Source organism: Paraburkholderia largidicola (genome assembly GCF_013426895.1).
Lineage (GTDB): Bacteria > Pseudomonadota > Gammaproteobacteria > Burkholderiales > Burkholderiaceae > Paraburkholderia > Paraburkholderia largidicola.
Genome location: NZ_AP023176.1, coordinates 989951 through 1009839, shown reverse-complemented (window position 1 = coordinate 1009839; position 19889 = coordinate 989951). Strand labels below are relative to the sequence as shown.

The following is a 19889-nucleotide window of genomic DNA, read 5'->3' as shown; positions in this document are numbered from 1 at the left end:
GTCGACGCCGAGATTAATCGTTTACCCTGCTTTCAGAATACGGGTCCGAGAACAGGGAGATTTAACGTTTTCATCATTTCGGACCGGCGTTCCGATCGTGCTAGACTGCGCCCACAATCAACCCGGACGCGACGTCCAGCGTGCCGCCCTGCAGTGGAGGAGACATGGAAGTCAGACAGAGCATCAACAGCGAATACGCGAAAACGCTCGATACAGCGGGCCTTAGAAAAGAGTTTCTGGTCGAGAAGGTGTTCGAGCCGGACGCGCTGGCGCTCACGTATAGCCATATCGACCGGATCATCGTCGGCGGCGCGTTTCCGCAGACGCGCGCTGTCGAAGTGCCTGGTTCGCTAGGCAAGTCGATCGGTGTCAGCTATCTGCTGGAGCGGCGCGAACTCGGCGCGATCAATATCGGCGGCGACGGCTGGGTCGAAGCGGACGGCAAACGCTTTGTGGTGCGCAACGAGGAAGCGATCTATGTCGGCAAGGGCACGCAGTCGCTGACCTTCGGCAGCGACGATCCCGCGCATCCCGCGAAGTTTTATCTCAACTGCGCGCCTGCGCAGGCCACGTATCCGACGCGCACCATCACGCTCGCCGAAGCGTCACCGCAAACGCTCGGCGACCCCGCGACGAGCAACCGCCGCACGATCTACAAGTTCATCGTTCCCGAAGTGCTGCCCACCTGCCAGCTGTCGATGGGCATGACCAAGCTCGAGCCGGGCAGCCTCTGGAACACGATGCCGTGCCATACGCACGAGCGGCGCATGGAGGTGTATTTCTACTTCAACGTCGCCGATGACGCCGCCGTCTTCCACATGCTCGGCGAGCCGCAGGAGACGCGCCATATTCTCGTGCACAACGAGCAGGCCGTGATCTCGCCGAGCTGGTCGATTCACTCGGGCGTCGGCACGCGCGCCTATACGTTCATCTGGGGCATGGTCGGCGAAAACCAGGTGTTCAGCGACATGGACCATCTCGCCGTGCGCGATCTGCGCTAATGCAACGCAGCCTTTCATCGAACAGGAATCGCGCATGACTTCGCATCCTTCGCATCCATTTGATCTTGGCGGCAAGGTCGCGCTCGTGACGGGCAGCAACACGGGACTCGGCGCGGGCATGGCGCGCGCGCTCGCGGCCGCGGGCTGCGACATCGTCGGCGTGAGCCGCTCGGACGACAGCGACACCGCGCAACAGGTGAAGGCGCTGGGCCGCCGCTATGTCGGCGTGAGCGCCGACCTGTCCAGCACGGCGCCCATCGACGACATCGTGGGCGCCGCGCTCGAAGCCTGCGGGCGCATCGACGTGCTGGTGAACAATGCGGGCATCATCCGCCGCGCGGACGCGCTGACGTTCAGCGAGGACGACTGGGACGCCGTGATGAACGTGAACCTGAAGAGTGCGTTCTTTCTCGCGCAGGCTGTTGCACGTCACTTCGTCGATCAGGAGAAGCGCGGCAAGATCATCAACGTTGCGTCGATGCTGTCGTTCCAGGGCGGCATCCGCGTCGCGTCGTACACATCGTCGAAGAGCGGCATGCTGGGCCTGACGCGGCTGCTCGCCAACGAATGGGCCGCACGCGGCATCAACGTGAACGCGATCGCGCCGGGTTACATGGCGACGTCGAACACGGCGGCGCTGCGCGACGACGAGCAGCGCAACAGCGAGATTCTTGCGCGCATTCCGGCGGGACGCTGGGGCACACCCGACGATCTCGCGGGGCCGGTCGTGTTTCTGGCGTCGTCCGCTTCGGACTACGTGCACGGCCACACGCTCGCGGTCGACGGCGGCTGGCTCGCGCGATGATGTGATTTGATGTGAATTGCGCGGCGCACGCGGTATATTTCGACGATCAGCAACATCGTTGTGGAAGACGCTGCGGGCAACCGCTGCAAAGACACTATGGCAGCCACCGACAAACTCAAGACCACGGCCGCCGCGCCCCGCAAGCGCGCCGCCGCTCCGCTCGTGCCCGACGCGGACACCGCCGACAAGGGCGAATCGCTCTCGTCGATTGCGCGCGTATTTGCGATCCTCGGCGCGATCGGAGACAGCGGGCAGATTGGCATCAGCGAACTATCGCAACGGCTTTCGCTGTCGAAGACGACCGTGCACCGCGTGCTGCAAACGCTGAAGGCGCTCGGCTATGTGACCCAGGAAGTCGAGACCGAGCGCTATCACCTCACCATCCGGCTGTTCGAACTCGGCGCGAAGGCGCTGGAGAGCGTCGATCTCGTGCGCGAGGCTGACATCGAAATGCGCCGCATTGCGGGCGCGACGCGTGAGGCCGTGCACCTCGGCACGTTCGACGAAGACGCGATTATCTACATTCACAAGATCGATGCCGATTATGGGCTGCGGATGCAGTCACGGATCGGGCGGCGCAATCCGTTGCATAGCACGGCGATCGGCAAGGTTTTGCTTGCGTGGATGGAACCGGCTGAAGCGCGCGAGGTGTTGTCGCATATCGAGTTTCGCAAGTCGACGGCGAAGACGTTGTCGTCGGCTGACGCTGTGATGAGTATTTTGCCGCAGGTGCGGGCGCAGGGGTTTGGCGAGGATATCGAGGAGCAGGAAGAGGGTTTGCGGTGCCTGGCGGTGCCTGTGTTCGACCGGTTTGGGCGGGTGATTGCAGGCTTGTCGGTGTCGTTTCCGACGATGCGGTGTGGGGCGGATACCAAGTTGCATTACGTGGCCTTGCTTAAGGCTGCGGGGGCTGCTGTGTCGGCGAGGCTTGGGTATCGGGAGGTGGCGCAGGTGGCGGCTGAGGTCACACATCCGGAGTGAGGGCGCCTGTGCGGCGCGGGCGGTTTGGTGTTTTGGGCTTTGCGCTGGCGTCCGCGTTACGGTGTTTGCTACGCACCCGGTTTGGTTTTCTTGCGTCGGCGCTGGCATCCGCGTTATGCCTCCGTGCTTCAAGCGTCGCCCCTGTGCGGGGCGGCACCTACTTTTCTTTGCCGCCGCAAAGAAAAGTAGGCAAAAGAAAGCGGCTCACACCGCCAGCCCGTATTCTTATCCACGGGCCCTCAACGTCCCCACTATTCACCCAGCAACGTCCTTGTTTGCGTGAGTTGCCAGCGCTTCGAACAGATGCCTCACCCGCTTCCAATGCCCGCATAACTGCCCAGCGGCAGCGAATGGTATGCGCCGCCCAGGTGGCAAACTGTGTGCAGGTTGTCCCGTCGTATAGCCTGGCGCCCCTACAGCTCGGGGCGCGTGCGCTATCGGTCCGAAGTGAGGCGTGTGGAGCACTTGGGCCTACACACAGTTTGCCACCTGGGCGGCCGTGGACTGTCTGGCACGGCGTGCTGTAGCGCAGGCGCGTGAAGCGGGTGAGGCGCACCGCTAGAGCGCTGGCAACTATCGTGGGTCACGAGGTTGCCGTGTGAAGTGTAAGACCCTTCGGGGGCCCTCAGGCAAATACTAGAACTGGCGGTGTTAGCCGCTTTCTTTTGCCTACTTTTCTTTGCGGCGGCAAAGAAAAGTAGGTGCCGCCCCGCACAGGGGCAACGCTTGCGAACCAATAACATCACGCGGATGCCAGCGCAAAGCCCCAAAACACCAAACCGCCCGCGCCGCGCAGGCCCAAAAAACCCTCACCGCAAATACTCCCCCAAAAAATCAACAAACGTCCGCAGCTTGACGGAAAGCTGATTCCTCTCAAGATAAATCGCATGAATATCCGCCGCAGGCAACGCCCAATCAACCAAAAGCGGCACGAGCGCGCCCCGCTCGAGATACTCCCCAATTTCCCACTCAGAACGCACAACCACACCACGCCCTTCAAGCGCCCAGTGCAGCACTGCACTGCCATCGTTACTCGCTAGCGGCCCGTCGACCTTCACGGTCTCCACGCGCTTGCCGCGCGAAAAATGCCACGTCCCATAAGCCGACTCATTCTCGCGCAGCACGATACACGCATGCCGCGTCAAATCATGCGGCAACAAAGGCGTCCCGTGACGCTTCACATATTCGGGCGACGCACACACAATCCGCCGGTTCTTCATCAGCAAACGCGCATTGACACGCGCATCCGGCACCTCGCCAAACCGGATGCCAAGATCGAAACCCTCTTCCTGCAAACTCATCGGCCTGTCGGTCAGATGAAGCTGAATCTTCATCATCGGAAACCGCGCGACGAAATCGGAAATCGCAGGCGCAATCCGCGCACGGCCAAAGCCAAACGAAGCATTCACACGCAGCAATCCCGCCGGCTCAGCCCGGCTGCGCGTCACCAGCTGTTCAAGCTCCTGCAACTCATCGAGTATCCGCGAGCCATTCGCAAGATATAGCTCGCCTTCCGGCGTCAGGCTCAAACGCCGCGTCGTGCGGTTCATCAGCCGCACGCCGAGCCGCTTTTCGAGTTGCGCCAGACGCTTGCTGACGGCAGGCGGCGTCACGCCAAGCTCGCGCGCCGCCGCCGCAAGATTGCGATGCCGCGCAACCAGCGCGAACAGATTCAGATCCGAGAAGCCGTCCATGTTCAATGTCTCCCAACGCTCGCCGCGATTCGTTCCCTGTAGTTACGACCGGAATGCATTCAGGGAAACCCAATCGCCCAAGGCATCAATTAGACTCGATTCAACCTTGGGAGACAACGATGTTCGAAGGATTCACCGATGCGTCGGCCCACATCGACGGCATCACGATTCATGCAATCAAGGGCGGACACGGTCCCGCGCTGCTGCTGTTGCACGGCCATCCGCAGACACATGCGATCTGGCACAAGGTCGCGCCCGCGCTGGCCAGGCACTTCACCGTGATCGCCGCCGACCTGCGCGGCTACGGCGACAGCGGCAAGCCGCAAGGCACGACGGATCACGCGAACTACGCGAAGCGCCGCATGGCGCTCGATCAGGTCGAACTGATGCGCGCGCACGGCTTCGCGTCGTTTGCCGTGATCGGCCATGACCGCGGCGGGCGCGTGGCCGCGCGCATGGCGCTCGATCACCCCGATGCCATCGAACGCCTCGTCACGCTCGACGTCGCGCCGACGCTCGCCATGTACGAGCAAACCTCATTCGATTTCGCCCGCGCTTACTGGCACTGGTTCATGCTGGTACGGCCCGCGCCATTTCCGGAGACGTTGATCCGCGCGGACCCCGACCTCTATCTGAAGCAGACCATCGGTGCGCGCAGCGCGGGCCTCGCGCCGTTCACCGCCGAAGCCTACGCCGAATATCTGCGCTGTCTGTCCGATCCCGCCACCGCGCATGGCATCTGCGAGGACTACCGCGCAAGCGTCACGATCGATCTCGAACACGATCGCGCGACGCTCGCCGCCCGCGAGCAGATCACCTGCGATTTCCTCGCGTTATGGGGTGCGCACGGCGTGATCGAGCAATGCTTCGAACCGCTCGAAGAGTGGCGGCCATACGCGCCGAACGTGCAAGGCGAAGCCCTGCCCTGCGGCCACTACATCCCCGAAGAAGCGCCGCAGCTTTTGCTCGACCGCGTGCTGCCCTTTCTCGGCGCGTGACGCCCAAACAAAGAAACCTCACATCGCCATGTCGAAACGAACCCTCTACCAGAAGCTCGTCGAGTCGCATCTCGTGTCGCGCATCGACGAACAGAACGTGCTGCTGTACGTCGATCTGCATCTGATGAACGAGTACACCAGCCCGCAGGCCTTCAGCGCCCTCGAAGCGCGTGGCCGCGCCGTGCGCAGGCCACGGCAGCAACTCGCCGTCGTCAGTCACATCATTCCCACTCACGCTGAAACGCCGCGCGTGATCCGCGACGCCGCCTCGCTCATGCTGGCGCAGAATCTCGGCCGCAACTGCGAGCGCGCCGGCATCCGCCTGCTCGCCGCGAATGATCCGATGCAAGGCATCGAGCACATCGTCGCGCCTGAAATGGGACTCGTGCGGCCCGGCATGGTCGTGCTGTGCGGCGACAGTCACACGACCACATACGGCGCCCTGGGCGCGCTCGGCTTCGGTATCGGCACGTCCGAGGTCGAGCATGTGCTCGCGACGCAAACCCTCGTTTATCGGCTCGCGCAGACGATGCGCATCGTGATCGACGGCGCGCTGCCTTACGGCACGTCATCGAAAGACGTCGTGATCTGGCTGCTCAGCCGGATCGGCGCACAAGGCGCGCGGGGCTACGCCGTCGAGTTCGCGGGATCGACCATCGCGTCGCTGTCGGCGGAAGCGCGCATGACCTTGTGCAACATGACCGTCGAAGCAGGCGCGCGCGCCGCGCTGATCGCGCCCGACGCGACCACCTTCGACTACGTGCGCGCGCACGTCAAAACGCTCGACGAAGCCGCATGGCAAGCCGCCCTCGACGACTGGCGCACCCTTCGCTCCGACGACGACGCGCGCTTCGACGCCGAACATCGTTTCGACGCGCGCGACATCGCACCCTTCGTCACGTGGGGCACGAGCCCGGACCAGGCCATCGCAATCGATGCGCGCATCCCCGGTGAAGCCGAACAGCCTTCGCGGGAAGCCGCCGCATCGCTGCGCCGCGCGCTCGATTACATGGGACTCGAAGCGCAACAGCCGCTGGCCGGCACGCGGATCGATCGCGTCTTTATCGGTTCGTGCACGAATGGGCGTATCGAAGATCTGCGCAGCGTCGCGCAGATCGTGCGCGGCAAGCACGTCGCGCAAGGCGTGCGCGCGATGATCGTGCCCGGCTCGGGCAGCGTGCGCCGCGCGGCGGAACAGGAAGGCATTGCGCAGACGCTGATCGACGCCGGCTTCGAATGGCGCGAGCCGGGCTGCTCGATGTGCCTGGCGATGAACGACGACATGCTCGACGAAGGCGAGCGCTGCGCCTCGACCACCAACCGCAATTTCGAAGGACGCCAGGGACGCGGCGGCCGCACGCATCTGATGAGTCCCGCGATGGCAGCCGCAGCCGCATTGACCGGCTGCATCACCGATGTCCGCACCCTGGAGGCACACGCGTAATGAACCGCTTGACGATCATCGAAGGCACGGCGGCGCCGTTACCCATCGACAACCTCGACACCGACCAGATCATGCCGAAGCAGTTTCTGCGCATCGTCGACAAGGCCGGTCTCGCCGATGGCTTGCTGTACGACCTGCGCTTCGACGCGCAAGGCACGCCGCGCGCCGGCTGCGTGCTCAACCAGCCCGCCTATGACGGCGCGCGCATTCTGATCGGCGGAGCCAACTTCGGCTGCGGATCGAGCCGCGAGCACGCCGTGTGGGGCTTGCAGCAATACGGCTTTCAGGCCGTAATCGCGCCGAGCTTCGCGGAGATTTTCTATTCCAACGCGATGAACAACCGGCTGCTGCTCGTGCAACTCGAACGCGACGCAATCGATGCGCTCGTGCAGGCTTCGACCCAGACGCCTGCATCGACGCTGCGCATCGATCTCGAACGGCAGACCGTCACCGCAGCGCAAGGACAGACCTACACGTACCCGCTCGGCGCGCGCCACAAGCGCATGGTGATCGAAGGCATGGACACGATCGACCTCACGCTCGCGTCGCTGGGCGATATCGAAGCGTTCGAGCGCGAGCATTTCGCACGCCGCCCATGGGCCCAGGTGCTATGACAGCCACGCCGCAATCGCCGTAGCGGCTTCACCCTTTCACGTTCAGACCCGCCGATTCCCTTCCGACTGCAGAAGGGAACGGCCCCGCTTTGCCCCGAAAAACGGAGGAGACATGAAGCGCAAACCGTTCTACAAGGTTCTCTATGTACAAGTGCTGTTCGCCATCGCGGCGGGCGTGCTGCTCGGACACTTCGCGCCGCATGAAGCCGTCGCGTTGAAACCGCTCGGCGACATGTTCATCAAACTGGTGCGGATGATCATCGGGCCGGTGATCTTCTGCACGGTCGTGACGGGTATCGCCGGCATGCAGGACATGAAGAAGGTCGGACGCGTCGGCGGCAAGGCGCTGCTGTATTTCGAGGTCGCGTCGACGCTCGCGCTCGCGATCGGTCTCGTCGCCGCGCACGTGCTCAAGCCGGGCAGCGGCTTCAACGTGGATCCCGCGACCCTCAATGCGAGCGCCGTATCGGGCTACGCAGCGCAGGCCGCGCATGGCGACGGCATCGTCGCGTTCATCATGCACGCGATCCCCGACACCTTCGCCGGCGCGATGACGCAAGGCGATATCCTGCCCGTGCTCGTCATTGCCATGCTGTTCGGCTCGGCGCTGGCCGTGCTGGGCGACAAGGCCGCGCCCGTGACGAACCTCGTCGAAACGCTGTCGAAAGCGTTCTTCCGCATCGTGCATATGATCACCAGCCTCGCGCCCATCGGCGCGTTCGGCGCGATGGCGTTCACGATCGGCCGTTACGGCATCGTCTCCCTGCTGCCGATGCTCAAGCTGATCGGCTCGTTCTATCTGACGGCAGCGCTGTTCGTCGCGATCGTGCTGGGCCTGATCGCCCGGATGTGCGGCTTCAGCCTGTGGCGCTTCCTCGTGTATATCCGCGACGAACTGCTGATCGTGCTCGGCACGTCGACATCCGAGGCGGCGTTGCCGCAGCTGATGGAAAAGCTCGAACGGCTCGGCTGCCCGCGCGGCGTGGTCGGCCTCGTCGTGCCGACGGGTTACTCGTTCAATCTCGACGGCACCAACATCTATATGACGCTCGCCGTGCTGTTTCTCGCGCAGGCGACCAACACGCATCTGACCGTCACGCAGGAAATCACGCTGCTGCTGGTCACGATGCTGACATCGAAAGGATCGACAGGCGTGACGGGCGCGGGCTTCATCACGCTGGCCGCGAGCCTTTCCGTGGTGCCGACCGTGCCCGTCGCGGCGATGGTGTTGATCCTCGGCATCGACCGCTTCATGTCCGAGTGCCGCGCGCTGACGAATATCGTTGGGAACGGCGTCGCGTCGATCGTCGTGTCGGCGTGGGAAGGCGGGCTGGATCGCGATGCGCTCGCCGTTGCGCTAGGGCGCCGCGCAAACGATTTCCCGGCCCCACACTTCGAGACACCCACTCCAACGCAGACCACCGATATCGAAAAAGCATAACCTCGCGTTTTTCCTCATCACACAAATACTGCGCAATGTGCGTTAGATCGCATCCGGCCGGGTCGATTGCTGGCAACTTCATTCACATCATGTTGATCGTGCGGACGACGCGATGCGCGTCCGTTACCCGGGTTCGTCCCTGGTAAAGGCGTGCAGCATGGGTGTACGTCAGGTTCCGGCGGGATGCTGAATCGCAGGCGGTCAGCACCGGACACGCGTACGGAGTTGTGTTTGCCGTATATGACCACCAGCGAGGTAACAACCATGAGAATCAGCACATTGCTCGGGTCTGCGGCGTTGACCGTGGCCTTCGGGCCAGCCCTTCTGTCCGCCGCTGCGTGGGCTGACGGGCCGCGGTCAGCCTATGACAATGGCGGCACGAATGAGGCTTCGCTCGATCCGGGCGAAGAGCAGATGACCGCCGACGAGGAAAACAAGGCACGCCTGAAGGATCTGAGCGACGCCTATCACAGCGGCTACAACGCCCGCGCGAAGGAGGATGCCGACACGTACGCTTCGCTGCGCGAGCAGTTGAAGCACACGTCGAAGGCCAGCGCGCAGCAACCGCCCCCGTTGCCGTCAGACATGCCCTCCGACGACAACGCGCAGGTGCGGCGCGTCAACCAGCCGCGCGTCGCGCAGCGGCAGTTGCAGGCGCAAGCCGCTTACGACGATGACGATGGCGCGCCCGTGCAATATGCACCCGCGCCGCCGCCGCGTCCGCGCTACCGGCCCGCGCCCGTCGTCTATACGCAGCCGCCGATGTACGACGGCCCCTCGCCGGAAGAGATGCAAACGGTCGTGTTCCAGCCGTATCAGCCGCCGCCCGTGCAGTACGTGCCCGTCTACCACCAGCCTGTCTACGTGAGCCAGCCGGTCATGCCGATGCAGTATGCGGCGCAGGTGCCCGTGTACCGCCCCGGGTATTACGGCTACCGCGGCTACGGCTGGTAGACGGAAGCAACGTGTGGGGTCTGCATGCCGCGCCTTCGCGAGAAGGTGCGGCATGCGCTCGTCCATGCGCAGCGCCGCGGTCCATCACCAGCCGAACTTCGCCTCGACGCCCACATAGTCCGCATTGCGCGCGCCTAACGCGCGTATCGAATCGCCGACTTCGAAGTGCACCGCTTCGAGCGCGAGCGCGACGTTCGAGCTGACGAGCCAGTCGGCGCGAACCTGCGCGTACATGCCCGTCCAGCGCGTGCCCTTGCCTGCCGTGCCCGGCACCACGGCGGAGCCCTGACCGTAGATGGCGTCGGCTGTCGTCGCGCGCCACTGGAAGCCGAGTGCCGTCAACAGCGTGATCTTCGGCGTCACCTTGAAGGTGATCGACGGCTTCACGTGGATCAGGTTGCTGTAGCCCGTGTAGCCCGCCAGCGTGAAGTAGTAGCCGTTGGGAAACAGCGGGTTGAAGGTGCCGACGCGTCCATCGCCCGGATGCCGGTCGCCCGATGCGCCGTCCACCTGCAGGCCCAGGCGCGGCGAGCCCGCCACCGATGCAAACGTATAACCGCTCAGCACGCCGAACGCCCACGCGCCGATCGTGTCGTTGCCGACGTGACCCGTCTGGATCATCGTTTCAGCATCCCAGTCGAACGGCGCGACCTTGCCCGCGTAGCGCACGTCGAACACATCGCGATGCTCCGTGCCCGTCGCATCGAGAAAGTGCGCGTTGTCGCGGTTGTAGCGCGACCAGTACGCGGACAGATCGCCCGGCCCGGTGTTCGCGCGCTCGACGCGTACGCCACTGAACGTCAGATGACGGTTCGACACGTCGTCGAACACCGTGACGTCGCGGTACTGCACCGGCTGCGTCATGTAACCGATGAAGCGCCACTTGTCGATTTCATAATCGGCCCATATCGCGTCGAACGCCTGGCGCACGTTCGGGCCGTCGCGCACCGACACGAAACGCTGCAAGTCGAACGCCATCTCCTGGCGGCCGACGCGCGCCTTGAACGTGCCGCCGCCCACGCCATAGACGAACGCCACGAACGCCTGCTCGATATCGAGCGGATTCTTGTCGACGGGTGTGACGGAATCCTTGCCGAAGGGACGCGCGTCTTCGAGCTGAAAGAACGCCTGCACATGCTCGCCGATGTGCGCGTCGGCATGCACCTGCGCGCGCTGGATCACGTAACTGTCGGGCCGCGCGCTGCCGAGACCGAACAGCGGCGTGTTGTTCAGCTCGAAGCGCTCACGCAGGGTCGCGCCGAGCGATAGATAGGTTGAAGGATCGCCGCCCAGCGGAATGTACTTGAGCGCGTCGAACGGTTTGCGCGGCACGCACGGCAACGCCAGCACCGACCAGTCTTCCTGCCAGCGGTTGAACGACAGCGACGACGGCCGCTTCGCGCTGCATTGCGATGTGTCGGCTGGGCTCGCATCCGACGTGGCGTCGGCGGCGAGCGCGCTCGTGCCATCCGCGAGTCCGCATACGGCGAGCGCCGCACAGGCGGCGACCCTTCTACCGCGTCTGATCGCGCGTCTCATTGAACGACGCACCGTCACTTCTTCGCTTCGTGAATCTCAGCGACATAGCCGCCGGGAAATTCGACCACCGCGCTGCGCCCTTCGACCGTGCTGCCCGCGGGCACCAGCACCTTCACGCCGACGCCTTGCGCCTTGGTGAGCGTCGCGTCGAGATCGGCGACCCGATAGCCCGTCGTCTCGCGGCCATACGGATACGGCAGCTTGCCGTCCGTCACGAACACCAGCATGTTGCCGAAGCCCGACGCGATCCGCACGCGCCGGATCGTGTCGCCGGACCGGCCGATCTCGCCGCCATCCGCACGGCGGTTATCGGAGACGACCTTGCCGTGCGAGAAGCGCACGAAACGCTTGATGAAGTTGTCGGCTGCCTGCGCGGACACGTAGACGCGATTGTCCGGCACGGTTTCGAGCGGACCATACGACGGCGCCTTGGTGTGCCAGTAGAGCTGCATGTAAAGGCCGCCCGGCCACTGAATGACGGCGTCCTTGCCGATCGGATCGTCGAACGTATCGACGATCACATCCGCGCCCGCTGCGCGCGCGGCGCGCACGGCCTTGTCCATATCGGTGACGAGATAGCCGGTACGCTCGCTGCCGAACGGGTACGGAACCGGCGTCTGGAACGCGAACACCGACAACATGCCGACAGGCGTCTGCACGTATTGCGAGGCCGTCTTGCTCGGCGTCGGCGTGACCGTGAACACGGCGCGCGGCGACGCCTTGCCGCCGAACGTCGCCACGAAGCTGTCGACGAATGCGTCGATGTCCTGGTTCGACACATAGACGTGCGTCGTGTCGTACTGCGGCCCGACGGACACGACGGGCGCGCTCTTGCCCGCGCTCTGATGGTCGGCTTCCGCGAAAGCGGGCGAACCGGCCAGCGTCACGCCGAGCGCCGCAATCGCGACGACAGTAGCGCGCAACAATCGATACATCTTGACGGTACTCATGAAAACACTCCTTGCTGGTAATGGTTGCCGCCGCGTCTCATATCGACGCGCGGCGCGATCAGGTTTGCGCCGGCGCCGCGCCCGTGTTTCTCGACAGCACCGCGAGCACGCACAACGCGGCGAGCGGCAGCAGCAGCGCCCAGAACGACGCGAGCAGATACCCGCCCGCTCCCGCACCCGCGCCAATCGCAAAGCCCGCGACGGGCGGCAGCGTGCGCATCAGACGGCTGCGTGCCGCATGCCGCGCTTTCTGGTCGCCCGGTGAAAACAGCAGATCGAACACGTCGATCACGGCCTGCGTGACGTTGCCCGTCATCACCGTGTTCGCGACGACCGAGCGTGCAGTGAGGCGGCCATGCGCGTTCTGCACGCCCATCGCCGCCGCGCCCAGCAGACCGCAGGCAATCGTCAGCGGCGCGTCGGAATCGGTGATGGGCGCGGCCAGCACGCCCGCTGCCATGAAGCCCGTCAGCAGCACCGCCTGCAGCCCGTACAGCGCGCAGGCGCGCACGCCATGTCCGCGCAGAAGCAAGCGGTTGTCGAGCACGCGCGCGAGCACGATGCCCGCGATGAACGCGGGAAACGCGAGCCACTTGATCAAAAGCCCACTGCCCGCCCCTGCCAGGCCCGAGCCGATCAGGATGAAATTGCCCGTCACGTGCGCCGTGAACAGCCCGAACAGCGCGACGAAGCCGAGCGTGTCGACATAGCCCGCAATGGTTGCCAGCCAGGTGTCCTCGCCCGGAACGTGATCGAGCTGCGCCGCGCGTTGCGCCTCCGCGCCCGCGCTCACTGGTCCTTGCTGCATGACGGCGTCGGCTTGTTGCTGGCGACGGTTGGCGCGCTTTGCGTTTGCGCGTCGGGCGTGCGTATCTGCGCCTGCACGAACGGAATCGCATGCTCGCCGATCACGATGCCGAGCAATCCGGCGAGCGCGATCAGCGGCGGCGCGGGCGACTGCACGCGCACGAGGTAATACAGCAGGCCGACCACGAGGCCCGCGCCCAAAGAAATCAGATACGACATGGCTTGCTCCTTCTTTGCGTCACGCTTCCTCCCGCAACGAGCGGGGAGTCGGCGCGCTCATTCGACATGGTCGACTCCATTGCCCGCGCTCACACCTCTCGTTGCCCGGACGCCTGCGGCCGCAGCACAAGCCGGTAACGGCCCGCGCCGCCGATCGCAATGGTGCCGAACAGGATCAGCAGCATCCACGCGAATTGCCCTTGATCCAGCGTCCACTCGCGATGCACGAGGCCGAGCGCGATCGCGCTGACGAGCATGATCGGCAGCGCGGCGAGCCGCGTCGCGATGCCCGCGATCATCAGCAGCGGACATAGCACTTCCGCGAAAATCGCAAACGCCAGCGTCAGCGTCTTGCCGAGATGCAACGGGTCCTCGATCGCGTCGAGCTGGCTCGCGAAGTGGAGCGCCTTCGGCAGTCCATGCACGAGCAGCACGAGCACGCTCGCGGTGACGCGCAGAAACAGCAGCGCGGCGTCGGGTGCGGAAAAGCGGTTCATGGCGTGCTGGCACATCAGAACGCAAAGCAGCTGCAACCGAGCGCGCCCCAGAACGAGTTCGCGTCGCTGGCGGGTACGTTGCTGCGCCATGCCCATCCATGCGCGTGACGGTGCACGCCGCACAGGTTCACGCACGCGTCGTTGCACGCTTGCTGCAACGGTGCAGCGGCCGGACGGTAGCGCGCATAGCCGCCATATTCCGCGACGGGCGACCACGTCGGGCTGACGGGCAACGCGGGCGGAGCGAAGGTTTCGAACTCGTCGACGGCATAGACCACGCGGCCGTTCACGACCGTCAGCACCGAAGTCAGATGCTTGATGTTGTCTTCATCGGTCGTGAAGTAGTCGTCGGACAGCACGGCGAAATCGGCAAGTTGGCCCGGAATCAAAGCGCCCTTGCGCGTCTCGTCGTTCGAGAACCACGCGCTGCCGACCGTATAGCGGCGCAGCGCTTCCATGCGATCGAGCCGGTCCTGTGCCGCATACATCAGCGTGCCGCCCACCGTGCGTCCCGACACCAGCCAGTACAGCGACACGAACGGATTGAAGCTCGCGACGCGCGTCGCGTCCGTGCCTGCGCCGACGGGCAGTCCTGCCGCCAGCATCTGCCGCACGGGCGGCGTGTGCGCGGCGGCTTCTGCGCCATAGCGGGAAATGAAATACTCGCCCTGATACGCCATGCGATGCTGGACGGCAATGCCGCCGCCTAGCGCAGCAATACGCTCGATGTTGCGCTGTGAAATCGTCTCGCAGTGGTCGAAGAACCAGCGCAGACCGTTGAACGGCGTGTCCTCATTGACGCGTTCGAACACAGTGAGAAAGCGTTCGATGGACTCGTCGTAAGTCGCATGCAGACGGAACGGCCAGCGGTTCTGCACGAGCAGCCGCACGACAGCTTCGAGTTCGCTTTCCATCGCGTCGGGCAGATCGGGGCGCGGCTCCAGGAAGTCTTCGAAGTCGGCGGCGGAGAACACCAGCATTTCGCCCGCGCCGTTCACCTTCAGGAAGTCGTCACCATCGCCGGGCTTCGTGACCTTGACCCACTTCGCGAAGTCTTCGATTTCCTTCTTCGCGTTCTGCGTGAACAGGTTGTACGCGATCCGCACCGTCAGCTCGTTGCGCTTCGCGAGTTCCATGATGACGGCGTAGTCGTCGGGATACGCCTGATAGCCGCCGCCCGCATCGATGGCGCTCGTCACGCCGAGACGGTTCAGCTCGCGCATGAACTGGCGCGACGAGTTCATCTGGTCGTCGAGCGGCAGCTTCGGACCTTTCGCGAGCGTCGCGTACAGCAGGCCCGCGTTCGGGCGCGCGATCAGCATGCCCGTCGGATTGCCACGGCGGTCGCGCTGTATCTCGCCGCCCGGCGGGTTCGGCGTATCACGGTCGTAGCCGACGGCGCGCAGCGCCGCTGCGTTCAGCAATGCGCTGTCGTAAAGATGCAGGATGAAGACGGGCGTATCCGGCGCGATCGCATTGATCTCTTCGAGCGTCGGGCCGCGCTTCTCCGCAAACTGAAATTCGTTCCATCCGCCGACCACGCGCACCCATTGCGGCGCCGGCGTGCGCGCCACCTGGGCGCGCAGCATCTCGAGCGCATCGCGCAGCGACGGCACGCCATCCCAACGCAACTCGAGATTGAAATTGAGGCCACCGCGAATCACGTGAAGGTGCGAATCGTTGAGGCCGGGGATGACGGTACGGCCCTTCAGGTCGATGCGGCGGGTCGAGTCGTTCGCCCATTGCATCATGTCGTGATCGTTGCCGCTCGCGACGATCTCGCCTTTCGCGACGGCCAGCGCCGTCACGAACGAACGCTTGTCGTCCTGTGTCGCGATCTTGCCGTTGTAGATCACCAGGTCCGCAATGCGGGCGGGCTGAATGGGTGCGGTCATCGTCGCTCTCCGTGAATCGTGGTCAGGCGTAGTCACGCGCGACGTCAGCGACGCCGCGCGTGAGCAAAACAAAAAAATGCTCGAGGCAATAAAGCCCGATCAGCCCGCTTCGCTCGCGTGCTCGCCGAGAATCTGCTTCGCGTAACGCACGCCGATGCCGTACGCGCTGTGCGCCTTGAAGATGTCCATGCAGCCTTCGTACGTTTCGCCGCGCGCCCAGTCGCGTTGCAGTTCGCACATGAACTGCAGCGAGTTCATCGGCACGGCGCCCGCCTGGACGATGCGTTGCACGGCGCGCTCGTGCGCTTCTTCCGTGATGTCGCCGCATGCATCCGTCGGCACGTAAATTTCGAAGCCTTCGGCCAGCATCTGGATGGTCGGGAACGTCACGCACACTTCCGTCCACAGACCCGCAATCACGATCTTCTTGCGGCCCGTTGCCTTGATCGCTTCACGGAAGCCCTTGTCTTCCCACGAGTTCATCGACGTGCGGTCGATCGGCTTGGTCTCCGGAAACACCGCCTGCACTTCAGGCAACAGATGGCCGCTGAACGAATCGGCGGCGATCGTCGTCAGAATGGTCGGCACGTTGAAGAGCTTTGCGGCCTTCGCAAGGATCTGGACGTTGTGCAGGACGGTCGTGCGTTCGTGCGAGTGCGTGCCGAAGAACATCTGCGGCTGATGATCGATAAGCGCGAGCGCGCAGGTGTCGGGCGTCAACAGTTCATGTGCCATGAGTAGCTCCATTTCGCAGGCATGCGAGAGACCCGCACGGTTGCGTGAAGGCAACCGCGCTAGCGTCCGGTTAGTGGATGAATCCAGTCGACGTTGCATCGGCTATGCGGATGCGAACGGCGTCCCGCGCAGTTGATGCGCGAGTTTCACAATGCCGTGCAGGCATTTCGACTTGCGAGAAGGTTAGTGACGGGCGGACTTAAAGTCCTGATGCGCGCCTTAAACGTTATTAAGGGGCGTTGTTAAGCGGTGTTGTCAAGCGGTGTTGTCAAGCGGTGTTGTCAAGCGGTGTTGTCAAGCGGTGTTGTCAAGCGGTGTTGTCAAGCGCGAGACTGCACGGGAACGACACGCAACGATGTACGCGTGGCCGACGCATCGCGCGCGCCCGCACGTTCGACGCCGTTGCGCTGTTCCCAGTCGAGCGATGTCGCGAACCAGCGTTGCGCATCGTCGTGACGGCCGAGCTTGCACAGCACGTCGGCCTTGATCCTGCATAGCTCGGCGTAGTACCAGCGCTCGCCGTTGTCGTCGGCGTGGCGCAGTGCGTCGTCGATCGTCGCGAGCGCTTTCTTGTCGCGCGACGCCTTCATCAGCGCGACAGCGAGTTGCCCCTGCAACGGCGAAAGCTGCGCGAGATAGCCGGTTGCGCGCAGCGCGGAGATCGAGTTGATCAACTGTTCGATCGAACCGACACCGGGGCTGTCGAGTGTTGCGAGCCATGCGTCGTAGCACGCGCAGCACGCGCTCCAGATCGTGAAGCCGAAGCGTGTCGACAGTTCATGCAGCACGTCGATGCCGTGACGCGCCGCCGCCTGATCGCCATTCAACAGCGCAATCGGCACGAGCGCTTCGACGAGCACATAGCAGATGACGATTTCATGGTCGTACTGCGCGGCCGAATCGAAGCAGCGCGCGGCGAGATCGTATGCGCCGCTGCGCTCGCCTTGCACCCATCGCACACGCGCCAGCGTCGCGCGCGCAGCGATGCCATGATCGACGCGAAAGCCCGGCGTGTGCCAGCGGCTCAGCGGCTTTTCTTCGTACTCTTCGATCATCCGCTCGAGCAGTTCGCGTGCGCGCGGCTGGTCGCCCGCATAGTGCAGCGCGATCCCTTCGACGCGCGCCGACAACACGGCCAGCGTCGCATCGCCGCTGCTGCGCGCGAAATCGCCGAAGCGGCGCGCGAGCATCAGCGCGTCGCGCGCGCGTCCGCTGTACTGATGCCAGTTCCACGCGCCCCAGCGGGCCCGCGATGCGTAGTCGGCATGACCGGCCTGCATCGCCTCGTTCAGCACGAGCGCCCATGCCTCGCGCGTCTCCGTCAGCGGACCTTCCGTATAAACGAGCCCGGCGGCGAGCGCGGACATGAGCCGCAAGCGCGCTTCGACGCCGTTCCGGCCGTCGTCCTGGGCGTCAGAAGCCACGAAGCGCAGCGCGGCACGCGCACGGCTGCAACACTCTTCGACCAGTGAGAGTTCATACAGATAAGGCACGGTGACAGCCGCGAGCGCAATGCCCGTCGCGTGGTCGCCGCGTTCGCCGAGTGTCCAGTCGAGCGCGGTGCGCAGGTTGCCGAGTTCGCGCGTGAACTCGGCCAGCCATTCGACGACGGGCCGCTCGGCCCAGCGCTTCTGCGCCGTGTCGAGCATCTGCAAAAACAGCGCCGCATGCGCGCCCGCCGCAGCGATGCGCTCGCCGTTGTCGTCGAGTTGCTGCAGCGCGTAGGCGCGCGTCGATTCGAGCAGACGGTAGCGATACGACGAGCCTTCGAAGTCCGTGGTCAGCAACGAGCGCGAGACGAGACCGCTCACGGCGTCGAGCGCTTCCATGCGCGTGAGCCCGGCGTGCTCCGCCATCGCGCAGGCGGCGTCGAGCGTGAAGCCGTTGACGAACATGCCGAGCCAGCGCAACAGCTTCTGTTCGTCGCCGCTCAGCAGACGGTAGCTCCAGTCGAGCGTCGCCTTGAGCGTCTGATGACGCGGCAACGCCGTGCGCCGACCGCCCGTGAGGATGCGGAATCGGTCGTCGAGATGCTCGGCCAGCAAGCCGATGCCGAGCACGGCCGCACGCGATGCCGCCAGTTCGAGCGCGAGCGGAATGCCGTCGAGACGGCGGCACACCTCGCCCGTCAGACGAACGCTGGTTTCGTCGAGCGAAAAATGCGCACCGTCGGCCTGGGCGCGCGCCAGAAAGAAGCGCACGGCGGGCGTGCGCAGCACATCGGTGCCCGGATCGTCCGGCGTCGGCACGGATAGCGGCGGCACCTGATAGACGATTTCATCCCGCACGCGCAAGGCTTCGCGGCTCGTCGCCAGCACGCGCATGCGGCTGCCCGCGCCAGTCAGCGATTCCGCGATGGCGGCCACGATCTCCAGCACCTGCTCGCAGTTGTCGAGCACCACCAGCGCCTCGCGGTCGCGCCATTCGGCGGCGATCTGCGCGAGCGCGGTGCGGCTCGCGGAAAGCCGGCTGCCCATCGCGAACGCGAGTGCGTCGAGCGCCGACGGCGCATCGTTCACGGCCGCGAGCGGCACGAACACGACGCCATCGGCGAACTCATGATGGACAGCATGCGCGACTTCGACCGCGAGGCGCGTCTTGCCGATGCCGCCCGTGCCCACCAGCGTCACGGCCTGATGCGCGCGCAACGCCGCAGCCACGCCGTCGAGCGCGTCTTGCCGGCCGATCAGCGCCGGCACGCGCGCGGGCAACGGTTGACGCGAAAGTCGCGGCGCGTCGGCGCTGACGGTTGCGTCCTCTTGCGTGGCGGACGGCAGGCCGGCGGCGTCGTGCGCATCGACATCGTCATGCATGACCAGACGGTAGCCGCGGCCGGGCACCGTGCGCAGACGCTCGCGCTCGTCGCCGAACGCGCGGCGCAGCGCGGAGATATGCACCTGCAGATTGTTCTTTTCGACCACCGTGGTCGGCCAGACGACACGCATGATCTCGTCTTTCGATACGAGTTCGCCGTCGGCTGCGATCAGCAACGCGAGAATGTCGAACGCGCGACTGCCGATCGGGACCTTCTGCCCATCGAGCCGCACTTCGCGATGATCAAGTGAAATCTCGAGTTGACCGATCTTGATCGTCATCATCTGAAGAGGTGATGTGGAGGACTGTGGAACCCGCAACGGCGATTGCGCAACGTTGAAGGCTCACACGATACGATGCTGCTTCCCATATGGCCGTGACGATTGCAGCCATGACAGGACGATACGACAAGCGGGACCGACTGCGAAGCAGTGTACAACGAACAAAAGCCGCCCGGCATGCCTGACGGGCGGCGTTCTCGATGCCTGGCGCCGCGCGCGG

The 19889-nt window shown here is 64.6% G+C and carries 17 protein-coding genes; 8 read left to right on the top strand and 9 right to left on the bottom strand.

What is annotated here, in order from left to right; translation table 11 throughout:
- Positions 1 to 164 precede the first annotated feature (164 nt).
- From kduI to kdgR, 3 genes are all read left to right on the top strand, one after another.
- The gene (gene kduI, locus PPGU16_RS33245) at positions 165 to 1001 is read left to right on the top strand and encodes a 5-dehydro-4-deoxy-D-glucuronate isomerase (RefSeq protein ID WP_180726942.1); all 837 of its coding nucleotides are present in this window, start codon (positions 165 to 167) and stop codon (positions 999 to 1001) included.
- Positions 1002 to 1035: 34 nt separating this feature from the next.
- A complete protein-coding gene (gene kduD, locus PPGU16_RS33240; protein ID WP_180726941.1) occupies positions 1036 to 1806 on the top strand; it encodes a 2-dehydro-3-deoxy-D-gluconate 5-dehydrogenase KduD in 771 nt (256 codons plus the stop codon).
- 96 nt (positions 1807 to 1902) lie between these two features.
- Positions 1903 to 2787, top strand: a complete 885-nt coding sequence (gene kdgR / locus PPGU16_RS33235; protein ID WP_180726940.1) for a DNA-binding transcriptional regulator KdgR — start codon at positions 1903 to 1905, stop codon at positions 2785 to 2787.
- An 809-nt stretch (positions 2788 to 3596) separates the two neighbouring features.
- Here the strand turns inward: kdgR and PPGU16_RS33230 are convergent.
- Positions 3597 to 4481 carry a LysR family transcriptional regulator gene (locus tag PPGU16_RS33230; RefSeq protein ID WP_180726939.1) on the bottom strand — a complete coding sequence of 295 codons (885 nt, stop codon included), beginning with the start codon at positions 4479 to 4481 and terminating at the stop codon, positions 3597 to 3599.
- Between the two features lie 119 nt (positions 4482 to 4600).
- Here PPGU16_RS33230 and PPGU16_RS33225 point away from each other — a divergent pair, with 119 nt between their 5' ends.
- The 5 genes from PPGU16_RS33225 (at position 4601) to PPGU16_RS33205 (ending at position 9932) form a co-directional block, all read left to right on the top strand.
- Complete coding sequence (locus PPGU16_RS33225; RefSeq protein ID WP_180726938.1) at positions 4601 to 5479, top strand: alpha/beta fold hydrolase; 879 nt, start codon at positions 4601 to 4603, stop codon at positions 5477 to 5479.
- Between the two features lie 28 nt (positions 5480 to 5507).
- On the top strand, positions 5508 to 6923 hold the full coding sequence (gene leuC / locus PPGU16_RS33220) for a 3-isopropylmalate dehydratase large subunit (protein ID WP_180726937.1): 1416 nt from the start codon (positions 5508 to 5510) through the stop codon (positions 6921 to 6923).
- Positions 6923 to 7537: a 3-isopropylmalate dehydratase small subunit gene (leuD, locus tag PPGU16_RS33215; protein ID WP_180726936.1), complete on the top strand. Its 615-nt coding sequence runs from the start codon at positions 6923 to 6925 to the stop codon at positions 7535 to 7537. Before leuC ends, leuD begins: the two co-directional genes overlap by 1 nt.
- A gap of 112 nt (positions 7538 to 7649) precedes the next feature.
- Entirely contained in the window at positions 7650 to 8978 is a 1329-nt protein-coding gene (locus PPGU16_RS33210; RefSeq protein WP_180726935.1) for a dicarboxylate/amino acid:cation symporter, read from the top strand.
- 264 nt (positions 8979 to 9242) lie between these two features.
- Positions 9243 to 9932: a hypothetical protein gene (locus tag PPGU16_RS33205; protein ID WP_180726934.1), complete on the top strand. Its 690-nt coding sequence runs from the start codon at positions 9243 to 9245 to the stop codon at positions 9930 to 9932.
- Between the two features lie 84 nt (positions 9933 to 10016).
- On the opposite strand, the gene PPGU16_RS33200 is transcribed toward PPGU16_RS33205, so the two are convergent.
- The 8 genes from PPGU16_RS33200 to PPGU16_RS33165 all read right to left on the bottom strand — a co-directional run bounded on the left by PPGU16_RS33200 (position 10017) and on the right by PPGU16_RS33165 (position 19672).
- The gene (locus PPGU16_RS33200) at positions 10017 to 11471 is read right to left on the bottom strand and encodes an alginate export family protein (RefSeq protein WP_180726933.1); all 1455 of its coding nucleotides are present in this window, start codon (positions 11469 to 11471) and stop codon (positions 10017 to 10019) included.
- A 14-nt stretch (positions 11472 to 11485) separates the two neighbouring features.
- Positions 11486 to 12421: a glyoxalase gene (locus PPGU16_RS33195; RefSeq protein WP_180726932.1), complete on the bottom strand. Its 936-nt coding sequence runs from the start codon at positions 12419 to 12421 to the stop codon at positions 11486 to 11488.
- Positions 12422 to 12479: 58 nt separating this feature from the next.
- Positions 12480 to 13229 (bottom strand): YoaK family protein, encoded by a 750-nt coding sequence (locus PPGU16_RS33190; protein WP_180726931.1) that lies wholly within the window; start codon positions 13227 to 13229, stop codon positions 12480 to 12482.
- Positions 13211 to 13447, bottom strand: coding sequence for a DUF1427 family protein (locus PPGU16_RS33185; RefSeq protein ID WP_180726930.1), 237 nt, complete (start codon positions 13445 to 13447; stop codon positions 13211 to 13213). Before PPGU16_RS33185 ends, PPGU16_RS33190 begins: the two co-directional genes overlap by 19 nt.
- An 89-nt stretch (positions 13448 to 13536) precedes the next feature.
- Positions 13537 to 13944, bottom strand: a complete 408-nt coding sequence (locus PPGU16_RS33180) for a DoxX family protein (protein WP_180726929.1) — start codon at positions 13942 to 13944, stop codon at positions 13537 to 13539.
- Positions 13945 to 13958: 14 nt separating this feature from the next.
- Complete coding sequence (locus PPGU16_RS33175; RefSeq protein ID WP_180726928.1) at positions 13959 to 15839, bottom strand: amidohydrolase; 1881 nt, start codon at positions 15837 to 15839, stop codon at positions 13959 to 13961.
- A gap of 99 nt (positions 15840 to 15938) precedes the next feature.
- Complete coding sequence (locus PPGU16_RS33170) at positions 15939 to 16574, bottom strand: hydrolase (RefSeq protein WP_180726927.1); 636 nt, start codon at positions 16572 to 16574, stop codon at positions 15939 to 15941.
- 320 nt (positions 16575 to 16894) lie between these two features.
- Positions 16895 to 19672, bottom strand: a complete 2778-nt coding sequence (locus PPGU16_RS33165; RefSeq protein WP_180726926.1) for an ATP-binding protein — start codon at positions 19670 to 19672, stop codon at positions 16895 to 16897.
- Between the last annotated feature and the right edge of the window lie 217 nt (positions 19673 to 19889).